This window comes from Virgibacillus pantothenticus, from assembly GCF_018075365.1.
GTDB classification, from domain to species: domain Bacteria; phylum Bacillota; class Bacilli; order Bacillales; family Amphibacillaceae; genus Virgibacillus; species Virgibacillus pantothenticus.
In genome coordinates this window covers 2,582,430-2,597,141 of sequence record NZ_CP073011.1, presented here as the reverse complement: position 1 = coordinate 2,597,141, position 14,712 = coordinate 2,582,430, and the positions used below count along the sequence as shown (strand labels likewise).

Sequence of the window (14,712 nt, the reverse complement as noted above, 5' to 3'; positions counted from 1 at the left end):
TATTACATGATTCGTAAGGAAGGAAGCGACGTAAGATGAAAGAAACTTCTCCAGTGTTAATTAAAAATGCAAAAGTGTACACGGAAACAACAGTTATAGAGTCTGGTAATGTACTTATGGATGAAGGGAAAATTGTTTCCGTTCATCCATCTGATGAAATGCCTTCCAATTTGCCTGAAGGAACACAAATTATTGATGCGAAAGGTTTAGCCGCTATCCCTGGGTTCATTGATGGGCATATTCATGGAGCAAATGGCGCAGATGTGATGGATGCTACTGAAGCTGCTCTAGATACGATGGCTTCTGTATTGCCTAAAGAAGGTACAACTAGCTTTTTAGCAACGACAATTACGCAGGCTCCAGAGCAGATTGAGGCTGCGTTAATCAATGTACGGGACTATATGAATAAAGGAGGACAAGCAGAGGTAATTGGTGTTCATTTAGAAGGCCCATTCATTGAAAAAAAGAAAGCTGGTGCCCAACCTTTACAACATATTAAGGACCCGGATGAAGCTCTATTTGATCGTTGGCAGGAGTTATCCGGGGAGAAAATAAAAACGATTACAATGGCGCCTGAGCTTGATCCAGATGGATCGTTTATTAAAAAACTGGCCGCAGAGGGGATTAATGTCTCGGCAGGTCACACAGATGCTAATTATTCTTTGATGCAACAAGCTGTCAAACATGGAGTTAGACAAGTTACTCATTTATGCAATGCCATGAACGGCATCCATCATCGTGATATTGGCGCGGTTGGTGCGGCCATGGAATTAGAGGAATTACGTGCAGAACTCATTGCAGATGGCATTCATGTTGTTCCGGAAATGCTGCAGCTGATTTATCGCAATATCGGTAGTGAACGACTGTTACTAATCACCGATGCGATGCGAGCAAAATGTTTGCCTGCTGGCGAATATGAACTAGGTGGACAACCGGTGCATGTATCATCTGATCGAGCATTATTGGATAATGGCACGTTAGCGGGAAGTATTTTGAAAATGCAGGAAGGTGCGCAAAATATGTTGCGCTTAACAGATGTGTCGATGAAAAATATAGTTGAAATGACAGCTGTTAACCCTGCTAAACAAATTAACATATACGATCGAAAAGGGAGTATTACTCCAGGAAAAGACGCAGATGTTCTTTTAGTAGATGAACATCTCGATATTAAATATACATTCTGTCGTGGAATAATAGCTTTTAAAGGAGATAAGCAAAATGGAATTGATTAAGGTTCGTAATTATGAGGAATTAAGTGAGTATGCAGGGAAGTTGGTTCTTGAAAAAGTAAATACGCTTGAAAATCCAGTGCTTGGTTTGGCAACAGGTTCTACTCCAGAAGGACTTTATCAGTATTTAATAAATCAGTATAAAGAGGGTAAGGTCTCTTTTGAGCATGTCGTTACCTTTAATCTCGATGAATATGTAGGCTTGGAAAAAGATGATATTAATAGCTATAATTACTACATGAATGAAAAACTGTTTAAACATATTGGTATTCCACGTAATCAAACATATTTACCAGATGGAAACGCAATTGATTTAAACGAAGAAGCTACAAATTATGAAAATCGTATCAAACAGGCAGGAAATATTGATTTACAAATACTCGGGCTCGGTCTAAACGGTCATATTGGGTTTAATGAACCAGGTACACCTTTTACAAGCAGGACACATATTGTTCAGTTGGATGAATCTACGCGTCAAGCTAATGCACGCTTTTTCATATCAATAGACGAGGTTCCTTCTCAAGCTATTACAATGGGCATTGAAACAATTATGGAAAGCAAACAAATTGTATTGCTTGTTTCAGGGGAAGGAAAAGCGGAGGCACTGCACCGTGTTATCAACGGCGAAGTGAGTGAGGAATTTCCTGCATCGATTTTACAAAAACATCCTCATGTAATCATCGTAGCGGATGAAGCGGCATGTAAGTTACTTTAAGTGAAATGAGGTAATATGAAAAAAGCTGGGACATCAGTAATTAATATATAGCAAAAGCCGAACAATTAATGATTTATAATTGTTCGGCTTGCTTGTATTAAAAAATCCTATCATCGCTTTATTGTTCGTTTTTTAATCAGCTGTTTTAGTTATGTCGCTGCCTCGTTTCCTACATAAGTCAAGTCTAAAATCATAATCCAAGGTTTCATTTACTTTGTTCATACATCAATTTCTATATAGGTTGTGTCTGTTTCATTTATTTCTGCTTGCGCATTCGATAGTTCAACAATAAATGCCTTGAATTCGGATTCAAACCCAACTTCTACATAGACGTGATAAGTGACTTGATCCGTATAGTCAATTGCTTGAAGGATATATTCTGACTGTCGTAGAGCATGTTCTATTTTTCCTGATAGCCCGTAATCTGCTGTAACAGTGAATCCTTGCATTCGCTGCCGCTTCACAACGCCAGTCGTTTTGATTGCTTGCGAAGTTGTACTTCCATATGCACGAATCAATCCGCCTGCACCAAGCTTTATGCCCCCAAAATATCGAGTTACAACAACAGCTGTGTCTTTCAGTTTTTGCTTCTTTAATACTTCTAGAATCGGAACTCCTGCTGTTCCACTAGGCTCTCCATCATCATTTGCTTTTTGAATTTGGTCGTGTTCACCAATTAAATAAGCGGAGCAATTGTGTGTTGCATCATGATGTTTTTTCTTTATTGCGTGTATAAATTCTTGTGCAGCAGCTTCTGTCTCTACTCTTTTAACATAGCCAATAAACCGGGACTTTTGTATGATTATTTCATCTTGACCCTCGTGTTTTACGGTATAATAACGATCTAGCAACTTGCATTTCCTCCTTGGTATTTTGCATGGTAAAATAATAAATAAACGATTGTAAACTGTTTTGTTCTACGTATTAACAAACAGTGTATTTGTGTTTATATATATTTCATTCTTATATAAAATGATGACATAAAGTAATGGGATATTCAATTAGCATTCTTAGAAGCGGAAAGTTATTCTCCATTTAAAGTTTCACTTTAAAAAGAATTTCCTTTAAAACGGTTTAGATAGCGGGAAAACAGGATATAAAGTATCTAGTTTGAGTTGCAAGCTGTTTTGGTAACAACAAGAAATAGGCTCCGAATTACAAATAATGGATAAACTACATAAGCATATAGGTAGTAGAGAGCTTAGTCATTTTAGTAAAATTGAGTAAAAAGATGCATTTTCTGTCCTTTTTATGTATGCTAAAAGACCCTATAAAAAAGATGAAAGTATGCGTATAATTATAACATAGGTTGGTGGGAAATGATGGCGCAGAGAATTAGTGATAGAGCTTTAGATTATGTTATTCATGAAATGATTGAAGTAGTGCAAAATAGTAAAGATGAGATCTTTAACATCAGTGAAGAAGCTAGAAATGAGCATGAGCATCTCGTAAAAGAATTACAGGATACGAAAATCAAAGTGGCACAGCATATCAATGACGGAGACGAATTAGAGCAAAAAGTTCGCTTTTCTCGCAGACGTCTGGCTGAAGTAAGCAGGTATTTTGATAGATACTCAGAGGTCGAAATACGAGAAGTTTACGAGATGACACATTCTATGCAAACGAAACTAGCTATGCTGCGTCAGGAAGAGAGTGTATTGCGAGAAAAAAGAGATGATTTAGAGAGAAGATTAATCTCTCTCGGACAAACCATTGAACGTGCTGAGGGCTTAGCGGGTAAAATATCTGTAGTACTTAATTATTTACACGATGATTTCCAGCAAGTGAACGAAATGCTAGAAGAAGCAAAAGAAAAGCAGGAGTTTGGATTAAAAATTATTGAAGCTCAGGAAGAAGAAAGGCGAAAGATTTCCAGGGAAATTCATGATGGACCCGCACAAATGCTTGCGAATATTTTACTGCGTTCTGAGCTCGTAGAACGTACTTTTCTTAATCAAGATGTTGAACAGGCTATTGCAGAAATGAAAAGCGTTCGGGAAATGATCCGCTCCTCTTTATATGAAGTGAGAAGGATTATTTATGACCTTCGACCAATGGCTTTGGACGATTTAGGGTTAATCCCCACCATGAAAAAATATGTTGCTACTGTAGCTGACTATAATGATGTGAAAATTGAATTCCATTCATTTGGAGAAAAAAAGCGATTGCATCAAAAATATGAAATTGCTGTTTTTCGTTTAGTTCAAGAAGCTTTGCAAAATGCAGTAAAGCATGCTGAAGCGTCTTTGATTCAAGTAAAATTGGAGATTGGCAAAAGTAATTTAACCATGGTGATCAAAGATAATGGAATAGGCTTCGATCCTTTGATGAAAAGAGATAAGTCGTTTGGATTAATTGGTATGAGAGAAAGAGTGGAGATGCTTGAAGGGGAAATGAATATTTCGTCCAGTATAGGAAAAGGAACAACCATTTTTATAAAGGTTCCTTATACGTCTGTATAACGGTATAATGAAGTAGAAGTGTTTTTATGTGAGTTTATGTTTGTATGAATGATACTTCACCTTTTATAATAAGATACCTCAAGTCTGATTATAAGAGACTAGTAATCTTTTAACCTCAAAGAAGCTTGTTCCAACGTATGGTTAAGTTTATAGAATAAGAAGAATTGGATTCTATCATAAGTAATTTCTGGGGTAATGAAATACATTTTTGATGCAGGAGGAACAAATATAATGAATGAGGAAAGAAAATTACGCATTGTGTTAATAGACGACCATAAATTATTTCGTGAGGGAGTTAAAAGAATCTTAGATTTTGAGCCTTCATTTGAAGTAGTGGCAGAGGGTGATGATGGTTCGATGGCTGCCAAACTCGTAAAGGAGAACAATCCTGATGTAGTATTAATGGATATTAATATGCCAAATATGAATGGTGTTCAAGCAACTAAAGACCTTGTACGTTATTTTCCAAATACAAGCGTCATTATCCTTTCCATCCATGATGATGAGAGCTATGTTACACATGCGCTTAAAACGGGAGCACAGGGATATTTGTTAAAAGAAATGGATTCGGATGCACTTATTGAAGCGATTAAAGTGGTAAGTGACGGCGGGTCTTATCTCCACCCTAAAGTGACACATAACTTAGTGATGGAGTATCGCAGACTAGCAAAGGATAATATCTCCTCTCTTTCGGAAAATGGAATTGAATATCGACAACCGCTTCATTTATTGACCAAAAGAGAATGTCAGGTGCTCCAATTATTGGCAGATGGCAAGAGTAATCGTGCCGTAGCAGAAACTTTATACATTAGTGAAAAAACAGTGAAAAACCATGTTAGTAATATTTTGCAAAAAATGAATGTTAATGATAGAACTCAGGCTGTGGTTGCCGCTATCCGTAAAGGTTGGGTAGAAGTAATTTAAATTAGTCTGATTGGGATGGTGACGTTTGCTACAAGTATAGTATTATATAGATTACGAAAAATGCTGCTTCTATATGGGGGTGGCATTTTTTTCATGCTACATCTTTTTATAAAATGGAGATTACTACTCAGTGTTACACAAAGCAGGAAAAAGAGGGCGGGGAGAGATAAAGGGATCTTATTTTATGATTTATCCCGTATATAAGGTGCTGGCTCCCACTGAGGAGTTGGATAATTGTACTGCAACAAATCTAAACGGGAGATAACAGCACCTAAATGTCCGATTTCGTAAGCGGCCTTAAGTCATACTATTACGGTACGAACATGAATGAAACCCCCGCTGGTTGAAGATTCACTTTAATTAGAGTGGAGCAAAGCAGTTCATGAGCGATCATTCTTAAAGGTTTTTCAATATCAATGTAGCTTAATGGAAGATCGTAAGGTAAGGGTAATCCCGTAAATACTTGAAAGACTCATTACTTCATATAAAACATGCATTTTTTATTATTTTCATGTAAAATATAGTAGGATTGTTATATGAAAATATCAAAAGCAAAGAATATGGAAAGAGGAGAAGGTTTGCATGAAAGTTGCTGTAATGACAGACAGCACCGCTTATATACCGAAAGAAATACGTGATAAATATGATATATATATGGTGCCTTTAAGTGTCCAATTTGCTGATGCTTCTTACCAGGAAGAAATTGATATTACAACGAATGAATTTTATCAAAAATTAACTGATACAAAAGAGTTACCAAAAACCTCGCAGCCGTCGATCGGTTATATTACTAGTTTACTAGAGGGTTTGGCTAAAGAATATGATGCGGTTGTCTCTGTTCATCTTTCCAGTGGAATCAGTGGTACGTATCAAGCTGTAGTAAGTGCTGGTGAAATGGTAGATGGAATTGATGTCTATGCTTATGATTCTGAAATAAGCTGTATGGCGCAAGGTTTTTATGTATTAGAAGCGGTAGATATGGTAAAAAATGGAAAGCTACCTGACGAAATTATCCAGCGCTTCGATGAAATGAAGCAAACGATGCGTGGTTATTTTATGGTTGATGATTTAAGTAATTTGCACCGAGGAGGACGCCTAAACGGGGCTCAAGCAATAGTAGGCAGCATGTTGCAAGTGAAACCAATTCTTCATTTTGTAGATAAGGTGATCGTTCCATTTGAAAAAATTCGCACAAAGAAAAGAGCTCTTCAACGGATACTTGATTTATTGGAAACCGATGCTTCTGAAGATCATCCGTTGAAAGTGGCATTTATTCATGCGAATAATGAAACTGCTGCAAGGGATTTGCAACAACGTTTTTTAGAAAAATATCCTGACGCTGATACGAGCATTAGTTATTTTGGACCTGTTATTGGCACACATCTTGGAGAAGGCGCATTGGGTGTGACATGGTATAAAAAATAGAGCGCTACAACTTACTACTGGAAATATAATTGGCTCATTCGTAATTTGCTTACTACTCGCATTAAATAACTAAAAATGATGGTTTATAGACCAATTGTTTTTTTATCACCATTGCTGGAGAATGGTACAAGGCCCTATAATAGGGAGGGCCTTGTTTCCATGGTTAACTAACAGATTCATTTATATTAGCTTGGTGTTCTATTTGCTTTTTATCGAAACGATATCTTACAAAAAAGACGATCAAGGCAAAGACGGAAAAGATAATGAAATAAAGGAATAAAACGCTAATATTTTTCCACATATTTGACGTAATCCCCAAAGTAATAATACTTCGATAACTTTCTATAGAATACGTAAATGGTAAAAAGGCACTTAACTGACGTAATCCTTCTGGAAGCATATCAATAGGTAATGAGGATCCAGTAGTTGATAACTGCAAGACAACAAATACTAAAGCAATAAATCTACCAATATTACTATAGCGACCTCCAAGCTATACAATATGTGTTTACTAAAATTAGTGAACATTTGCTTACGGAAAAAAGAGAATATTTGTTTACAATGGACCATTTTTTAAAACATCTTGTAACTTCCGAACAATTGCCTATTGAATGGATTGCTGTTATCGAAAGAAATGAAAAGGTATTTTATGTAAACAAATCATTTCATAAAAGCCAGCAATTGGTTAGCACAACCTACGATCTTAAAGCAAGTCATATTTTTGACTTAACGGAAAAATTATTGAAGTATATTCCAAGTTCTGATAAAACCAATACGATTACGATTCCTTTTGAAAACAGTACGCTACTATTATGTATGGATAGGGAAAACAAATACATTACGCCTTTTATAAACTATACGCTACAACTCTTCGAAAGTAGTAAGGCAATGGTAAACATATCTCGCCAAGAACAGCAATGGAAAGATGCTGTTATCATGTTTTATGAATCTATTTTACAAGCTAAAACATTTGATGAAGCTTTAGAACTAGTGACGAAAGGGTTTATCAATTACTTACCATTTGAACGGTGCGGAATTTTTTCTTACTCTCCGAACGATGAGGTAGGAATTGGCTTATCCGGTCATCGTTTTGACATTAAGGCAATTCAAGGGATTACAGAAGATGTACGGAATCTGCCTTTAATCAATAATGGACTTGAATTACTGCGATTGTTTGGGAAGGGGATGAAATTTCTGCAACCTCTTTATATTTCTGATGCCAAAGACAGCTTCCCAGCTAATTATGTTCAGAAATTTCAATTAAAATCAGTTGTCGTTGTGCCAATTTTTAAAGCTTCAAATAATAGACTTATAGGAGCAGCTATTCTTGATCAGGGAGCTAACAGTAAATTTACTATTTCAGAAGATATGTATTCTGCACTGATTAAATTTGGACAAAGTTCTGGAGAAATTATCGGAGAATTTAAAAATAAATCACCATTATTAAGTCAACCATTCCATTTATCAATAAGAGAGATTGAAGTTTTAACATTGATGGCTGAAGTAGAATCAACAAGCAGCGCTGCTGATAAATTGCAACTAAGTGAATACACAGTACGTGATTATATTACAACAATTATACGGAAAATGAAGGTGAAAAACCGGACGCAAGCTGTAGCATATGCAATAAGAAGTGGAATCATATAGTTTGAAAAAAGAATCTTTTTCCAAATAAGGAAGAAAAGCTGAAGCAAAGAAAATAATAGGGGCATTTAAGAAAGATTATCCAACCATGGCTGGCTTATTTTTTATCTTAAATCATTGTTATTATTCTATTTTTTCTGTAAAATATAACATAGGAAATACCGGGCTCTTAATTATAAATCCGACCATGCGCCATTGCATAGTTGTGTTCCAGCAAGGTTGTCCTAAATTTAGAAATAAAATAAGTGTATATTTTTTACAGTACACCGCTGGAGATGATAGTAGTTTTATTTTTTCTTTGGCATTATTGCTTGTTATATAGAGATATAAGATCTTGTAAACGTATTGCTAACCTCATATCTCCTTCTACTTTGAGCTTACCACTTAAAAAAGCTTTCGTTCCGCTTAATTTTCCGGTAGCAAGATAGGTGAAGTGCTCTGTCTTCATATGAAGGGTACAATCTGCTTTTTCTGCAATTCCTTCTATGACAAAACTGTTTTCCTCTCGTATTACCAATTGATAAGTAGCTGAATCACTGTTTTTGAAGTTAAATTGGTATACGGCATCCATGTCCTTTATAATGGATGACTTCTCATTTATCGCTTCATTCATTTGTTGGAGGATTCGTCCAGCTTCTAACATCTACATTGCCCCTTTCTAAAATAGTATTTAGCTTATCGTATATGATTGTTTCATTGTTTACTATCCCGAAAAATATAGGATATATAGATATATCTGAAAAACCCCCCCTAGATTTGTATGCTTTTCTTTATACAACATAACGACACATTAGAAGTATTGCTCCCTGGAAAGAGAAGTAAGAGAACTAAATAACAGAGGATGGTGAAAATATGGATAAAAAAACAAGTTTGTTATATCCAAAACTTGCCCAGCAATTAGAGGGAAAGCTTTTACTGCGCGAAGAAATCCCTTTGGAAGACTCGCTATTCGATTTTTTACTTGAAAAGAACATACTTACTCCAGTACCCTCCATCATTACAACACTATTCACCAAAATTTGTCAACGCTGTGGAAATCGCACAAAATCCCAATTTGCAAAGATACATGATGTCAATAGGAAACAAGTCATCTGGTACTGCCGAAATTGCCTTATAATGGGTCGAATAATTGAAACGGAGCCGCTATACCGCTGGAATGGACAACCTTTTCCTTGGCAAAAACATGAAGCTGCTTGTACTTGGGAAGGTCAGCTTACGAAAGCACAAGCGAAGGCTTCGGAAATGGTACGACGTTTTATTTTACAGCAAGAATCGTCACTGTTGATTTGGGCTGTTTGCGGATCTGGAAAAACAGAGATGTTATTTTCTGGAATCGAAGAAGCATTGCGACAAGGAATGCGAATTTGTATAGCTACGCCAAGAATAGACGTGGTAAGGGAATTACTCCCCCGAATACAACAGGCTTTTTCAGCAGTAGCCATTCAGGCATTATATGGGGATAGCGGTGAAAAGCAAGGTACGTCACAAATCATCATCGCATCAAATCATCAGCTATTACGGTTTGAACATGCGTTTGATGTCGTCATCATTGATGAAATAGACGCTTTCCCTTATCACAAAGATGCTTCGTTAGCTTTTGCGACAGAAAGGGCATTAAAGCCTTCTGGTACAATGATATATTTAACCGCAACACCTAGGCAAAAGCAGCGAAAGAAAATGCAGTTGAAGCAATTAGCGCATGTTTTTGTACCAACTCGTTATCATGGATATCCACTCCCTGTCCCCGTAACGTGCATGTGCTTTGCTCTTCAGAAAAATTTGCACAAAGGAAATCCACCTCGTGCCTTTATCCAATGGCTCCGTCTGAGACAAAATCAGCAACGGCAGCTGCTGATTTTCCTTCCGACTATTGCTCTCACGGAAAAAATAGCTAGTAATTTAAGTGAACTGCTTATTCATGAAGATGTTATCAAGCGTCCAGCAGAAATTTCTTCTGTGCATGCTTCTGATCCAGATAGAGAGCAAAAAATTTCCCTGTTTCGTGAGAAAAATCTTTCTGTATTAGTAACGACGACGATTTTAGAAAGAGGTGTTACTTTTCCATCTGTTGATGTGGCAATTATCCATGCAGGTCATTCCGTATTTGATGAAGCTGCGCTTGTTCAAATTGCAGGAAGGGCTGGAAGGAGCGTAGACGATCCGACTGGCGAGGTGGTCTTTTTTCACGATGGAAAAACAAATGCAATGATCCGAGCGGTTCGTTCGATTAAAAAAATGAACCGGATAGGGGGATGGTTATAACTTGAAATGTTTATCCTGTCACAGCAATATTACAACTGAAGTAACCTGGAGAACGTTTTTCTATCCAACATCTATGAAAATATGTAAATTATGCAATCATTTACTCCCTGTGATAAGCGGGTCGCGTTGTTTAAGATGTAGTCGAAGAAGTGATGTGCCAAAGTGTATAGACTGTTTACAGTGGGAGAAATTTCCCGGGAAGGATACTTTAAAATGTAATTATTCAATTTATCAATACAATGAATTTATGCAAGATATCATAACGAAATGGAAATATCGAGGGGATTATGAGCTAGGATATATATTTAAAAACGCATGTCGTACGCATTTCCGGAAAATGATGCAAACGACTGCTAAAACGCATCTGGCTATTCCCATTCCTTTAAGTGTAGAAAGACAAGTGGAACGCGGATTTAATCAAGCCGAAATGCTTGCACAATTTTTGCCTATTCCAAAAGCTGCTTACTTACAACGGGTGACCAGTGAAAAGCAAGCAAAGAAAACGAGAAGTGAAAGGATGGAATCAGCGAATCCGTTTCGATTAAAAAAACCTATTAACAAACCTGTTATTTTAGTCGATGATATATATACAACAGGTACGACTTTAAGACATGCTGCAAAGGTGTTGATAGAGCATGGTTGTCCTGAGGTAATCTCCTTTACGCTTATTCGAAGTTAACATGTAGACATGTTATACTAAAAAATAATGCTTGAAGCGTTTCAGTATTTGATTTTGAAAGTGAGGGAATGATTTATGGCAGAGTTAGCAAACTGTTCTCGTTGTGATCGTTTATTTTTGAAAGGAACACGTTCTATTTGCCAAGATTGCTATCAAGAAGAAGAAAAAGCGTTTCAAACGGTTTATCAATTTATGCGTCAGCGAAAAAATAGACAAGCGACGATGCCAGAGATTATTGAAAACACAGGAGTAGATGAGGAGTTAATTATTAAATTTATTAAAGAGAAGCGATTATTACCATCAGAATTTCCTAATATAGGCTACCCATGCAGTCATTGCGGTACCCGGATCACTGCAGGTAATTTATGTGTTTCATGTCGGGAAAATCTAAAAAAAGATTTACAACAGTATGAACAAAAAGAAAGAAAGATGGAAGAGGAAAGAGAAAAACAAAGAACGTATTACATGTTTGATGATTAAATGGGCAAAGAAGCATGCCGGTATGATATGTTAAAAGATGTGAGACTAAAAATGGGTATTTCAGAACTTTTATCCCATATCTAAGGTGCTGTAAGACTCCTACTTCAGGAGTTGGATAATCTGTACTGCAACAAGTCTAAGTGGGAGATAACAGCACCTAAATGCCCGATTTCGTAAAAAGCATTTAGGTCATACCATTACAGTATTAACAAGCCGTGGGGGATGAATGAAAGCTCCTACTGATTGAAGATTCGCTTTATCGGAATATAAGATCCCATAAGACTCTGCTTTGGGGAATCCGAGAGTGTAATTGGGTTATAACGGTACCTAAATTTTCGATTCATTCAAGTGCCTTCTTTTGGTCATACCCTTGCAGCACTAACAAACAATGGTGGGATAAAAGAAAAACCTCACGGATTGAAAGTTGACTTTTTAGAAAAGTTAGCACGTTTTTTTACCTCAGCTTTTGAATAATCGATTTAATAATTATTTATTTTACCCGATAATAAAAGTAGAGTAGCATATTGCCAACGGAAACTGTCTTTAAAGAGGTGAAGTGGAAGTGAAAATAAATGGACCTAATCAATCCGACTTTAACCCGTACCATAAGCAGCAAATCCCTAAACAATTGGAAGTTAAACGAGAAATGAAAAAGGATCAATTGGAAATATCAAGTAAAGCAAAGCAATTGCACAAGGGACATAAGGAAAACGAAGCGAGAACTGCTCATGTAGAGCGGTTAAAAGCAATGATCGAATCTGGTGATTACAAGATTTCTTATGATCAGACAGCACAGAAGATGATTGATTTCTTCTCTGGTAAGTAAATGAGTCGTATAAAGGAGGGATTTGCTTGAGCCTACAATCCATTTTGGACCTATTGGAACGACTGTTGCATCTGCATATGGAACTAATAGAGCTCGCAAAGAAAAAAACAGAGGTTGTAAAGACCGGTGACGTAGATACATTATCATCTATTTTAGCAGCGGAGCGGAAGCAGATCAGAAAAATTGAAAAAGCCGAGAAGGAAAGGCAACACGAAATGGCAGCTTGGTTTGCAGCAAATCAGTGCCAAGATCAGGATCACACTGTTACGACGCTTTTGTCGCTTGTGAAATCCGGAGAAGAAAAAGAGAAGCTAGTAGAGTTAACCACTCTATTAACAAAGTCTATGACAGAGTTGAAACAGCAAGAACAGTTAAATTATATGTTAATTCAGCAATCTTTACAGTTTGTTCAATTTTCTCTTAATGTGATGAATCCATCGATTCAATCAGTGAATTATGGAACGACTGAAAATCAGACGAGATCTGTAAAACAGTCATTATTTGACTCAAAGGTTTAATAGGAGGACGAGAGATGAGTAGTTTTCATGGATTAGAAATGGCAAAACAGGCGCTATTTGCTCAGCAGTCAGCGCTATATACAACTGGACATAATATTTCAAATGCCAATACAGAAGGTTATACGAGGCAGCGAGTGAATTTTGAAACGCTTAGTCCTTATCCTGCAGCGTCTAGAAATCGCCCGGAAATTCCTGGTCAAATGGGAACAGGAGTTGAGGCAGGCTCTGTTCAACGTGTACGCAATAAGTTTTTAGACTATCAATTTCGTTCTGAAAACGGAAGATTAGGGTATTGGACAACGAAATCAGAAGCGCTAAGCAAGATGGAAGCACTTTTAAATGAGCCGTCTAAAAATGGGCTAGCAAAAACGATTGATAAATTCTGGAATTCGTTACAGGATTTGGCAGTGAATCCTGGTAATACAGGAGCACGATCAGTTGTTGCTAATCGCGGATTGGCGGTTGCAGAAACGTTTCAGTATCTATCAAAATCTTTAACGTCGCATCGATCAGATCTTAAAAATCAAATCGGTACGTCTGTGGAAAATGCAAATTCTTTGTTACGGCAAATTGGCAGTCTTAACGAGCAAATTAGTGAGCTAGAGCCGCACGGTTATTTACCAAATGATTTATACGACCGTCGTGACAAGCTTATCGATGAATTGTCAAATATAATGAATATAAAAGTTACATACTCAAAGAGCAGTGAAAGTTCACCTCATATTGCCGATGGCATTGCTACTATTGAGGTTGTAGACAATGATGGCAACTCTTTTCAGCCTAACGTCATTTTAGTAAATGGAAATCCTGGTCAAGAACAGATAAATGAATTGACAGTGGAGTATGGAAATGATCCATATGCTCCGGTTACTAGTTTTAATGTAAATGGCGAACAACTAAATATCCTTGAATCTAATGGTTCTTTAGGGGGTTTAATTGCTTCTTATGGCCATGATATAGATGGAGACGGTACGATTCAAGGTACGTATACGGATATGTTGACTAATTTAGATAAAATGGCAACTACGATGGCTAAAGCGTTTAATAGTGTACATAGAAATGGAAAAGCGTTGGACGGTACGGATGGAGTTGACTTTTTCGTTTTTAAAGACAGTGAAAGCGGAGCTGCTGGAATTACCGTTAACCCAGATATAATGGAAGAACCCGATTTGATTGCTGCAAGTACGAATGAAACGAATGGAGAAGGGGCTAATGCACTAGCTCTTTCCAAAGTGTTTAATGATAGATCACTAGAGGGGGACCCTCTGGGCGAAAATACTTCTATTAACAGTTTTTATGACTCCCTAATTGGGGAGATGGGGGTACAAGCAGAAGAAGCTAATCGTATGAACGAAAATACTGCCATTCTTCGAGCGCAAGTAGAGAATGAGCGGATGTCTATAAGCAGTGTATCCTTAGATGAAGAAATGTCGAATATGATTAAATTTCAGCATGCATACAATGCTGCTGCTAGAAGCATGACGACCATCGATGAAATGCTCGATCGTATCATCAATAATATGGGAATTGTTGGGAGGTAGATGATAG

At 37.0% G+C, this 14,712-nt stretch carries 15 protein-coding genes; 12 read left to right on the top strand and 3 right to left on the bottom strand.

Going from position 1 to position 14,712, the window contains the following annotated elements:
* Positions 1 to 35 precede the first annotated feature (35 nt).
* Together nagA and nagB are read left to right on the top strand one after the other, a co-directional pair.
* Positions 36 to 1,232, top strand: a complete 1,197-nt coding sequence (gene nagA, locus KBP50_RS12195) for an N-acetylglucosamine-6-phosphate deacetylase (protein ID WP_050352305.1) — start codon at positions 36 to 38, stop codon at positions 1,230 to 1,232.
* Positions 1,219 to 1,944: a glucosamine-6-phosphate deaminase gene (nagB, locus tag KBP50_RS12190; protein ID WP_050352306.1), complete on the top strand. Its 726-nt coding sequence runs from the start codon at positions 1,219 to 1,221 to the stop codon at positions 1,942 to 1,944. The genes nagA and nagB overlap by 14 nt, the downstream gene beginning before the upstream one ends.
* A gap of 218 nt (positions 1,945 to 2,162) precedes the next feature.
* On the opposite strand, the gene KBP50_RS12185 is transcribed toward nagB, so the two are convergent.
* Positions 2,163 to 2,795 (bottom strand): YigZ family protein, encoded by a 633-nt coding sequence (locus KBP50_RS12185; protein WP_050352307.1) that lies wholly within the window; start codon positions 2,793 to 2,795, stop codon positions 2,163 to 2,165.
* Between the two features lie 471 nt (positions 2,796 to 3,266).
* Here KBP50_RS12185 and KBP50_RS12180 point away from each other — a divergent pair, with 471 nt between their 5' ends.
* The 3 genes from KBP50_RS12180 (at position 3,267) to KBP50_RS12170 (ending at position 6,755) form a co-directional block, all read left to right on the top strand.
* Positions 3,267 to 4,406, top strand: a complete 1,140-nt coding sequence (locus KBP50_RS12180; RefSeq protein ID WP_050352308.1) for a sensor histidine kinase — start codon at positions 3,267 to 3,269, stop codon at positions 4,404 to 4,406.
* 231 nt (positions 4,407 to 4,637) lie between these two features.
* A complete protein-coding gene (locus tag KBP50_RS12175; RefSeq protein ID WP_050352309.1) occupies positions 4,638 to 5,330 on the top strand; it encodes a response regulator in 693 nt (230 codons plus the stop codon).
* Positions 5,331 to 5,912: 582 nt separating this feature from the next.
* The gene (locus KBP50_RS12170; RefSeq protein ID WP_050352310.1) at positions 5,913 to 6,755 is read left to right on the top strand and encodes a DegV family protein; all 843 of its coding nucleotides are present in this window, start codon (positions 5,913 to 5,915) and stop codon (positions 6,753 to 6,755) included.
* Positions 6,756 to 6,918: 163 nt separating this feature from the next.
* Here KBP50_RS12170 and KBP50_RS12165 read toward each other — a convergent pair whose 3' ends face one another.
* Positions 6,919 to 7,194 carry an ABC-2 transporter permease gene (locus KBP50_RS12165; protein WP_128743458.1) on the bottom strand — a complete coding sequence of 92 codons (276 nt, stop codon included), beginning with the start codon at positions 7,192 to 7,194 and terminating at the stop codon, positions 6,919 to 6,921.
* 65 nt (positions 7,195 to 7,259) lie between these two features.
* On the opposite strand from KBP50_RS12165, the gene KBP50_RS12160 reads away from it, so the two are divergent.
* Positions 7,260 to 8,402, top strand: coding sequence for a LuxR C-terminal-related transcriptional regulator (locus KBP50_RS12160; RefSeq protein ID WP_128743460.1), 1,143 nt, complete (start codon positions 7,260 to 7,262; stop codon positions 8,400 to 8,402).
* A gap of 301 nt (positions 8,403 to 8,703) precedes the next feature.
* Here KBP50_RS12160 and KBP50_RS12155 read toward each other — a convergent pair whose 3' ends face one another.
* Positions 8,704 to 9,042, bottom strand: a complete 339-nt coding sequence (locus KBP50_RS12155) for an SCP2 sterol-binding domain-containing protein (RefSeq protein WP_050352312.1) — start codon at positions 9,040 to 9,042, stop codon at positions 8,704 to 8,706.
* A gap of 209 nt (positions 9,043 to 9,251) precedes the next feature.
* Here KBP50_RS12155 and KBP50_RS12150 point away from each other — a divergent pair, with 209 nt between their 5' ends.
* The 6 genes from KBP50_RS12150 to flgK all read left to right on the top strand — a co-directional run bounded on the left by KBP50_RS12150 (position 9,252) and on the right by flgK (position 14,705).
* Positions 9,252 to 10,661: an ATP-dependent helicase ComFA gene (locus KBP50_RS12150; protein ID WP_050352313.1), complete on the top strand. Its 1,410-nt coding sequence runs from the start codon at positions 9,252 to 9,254 to the stop codon at positions 10,659 to 10,661.
* A gap of 247 nt (positions 10,662 to 10,908) precedes the next feature.
* Positions 10,909 to 11,340: a ComF family protein gene (locus KBP50_RS22130; RefSeq protein ID WP_232231223.1), complete on the top strand. Its 432-nt coding sequence runs from the start codon at positions 10,909 to 10,911 to the stop codon at positions 11,338 to 11,340.
* 75 nt (positions 11,341 to 11,415) lie between these two features.
* On the top strand, positions 11,416 to 11,820 hold the full coding sequence (locus KBP50_RS12140; RefSeq protein ID WP_050352315.1) for a TIGR03826 family flagellar region protein: 405 nt from the start codon (positions 11,416 to 11,418) through the stop codon (positions 11,818 to 11,820).
* Positions 11,821 to 12,382: 562 nt separating this feature from the next.
* Positions 12,383 to 12,646, top strand: a complete 264-nt coding sequence (flgM, locus tag KBP50_RS12135; RefSeq protein ID WP_050352316.1) for a flagellar biosynthesis anti-sigma factor FlgM — start codon at positions 12,383 to 12,385, stop codon at positions 12,644 to 12,646.
* A 26-nt stretch (positions 12,647 to 12,672) separates the two neighbouring features.
* On the top strand, positions 12,673 to 13,164 hold the full coding sequence (locus KBP50_RS12130; RefSeq protein ID WP_050352317.1) for a flagellar protein FlgN: 492 nt from the start codon (positions 12,673 to 12,675) through the stop codon (positions 13,162 to 13,164).
* 14 nt (positions 13,165 to 13,178) lie between these two features.
* Positions 13,179 to 14,705, top strand: a complete 1,527-nt coding sequence (flgK, locus tag KBP50_RS12125; protein WP_050352318.1) for a flagellar hook-associated protein FlgK — start codon at positions 13,179 to 13,181, stop codon at positions 14,703 to 14,705.
* Positions 14,706 to 14,712 lie beyond the last annotated feature (7 nt).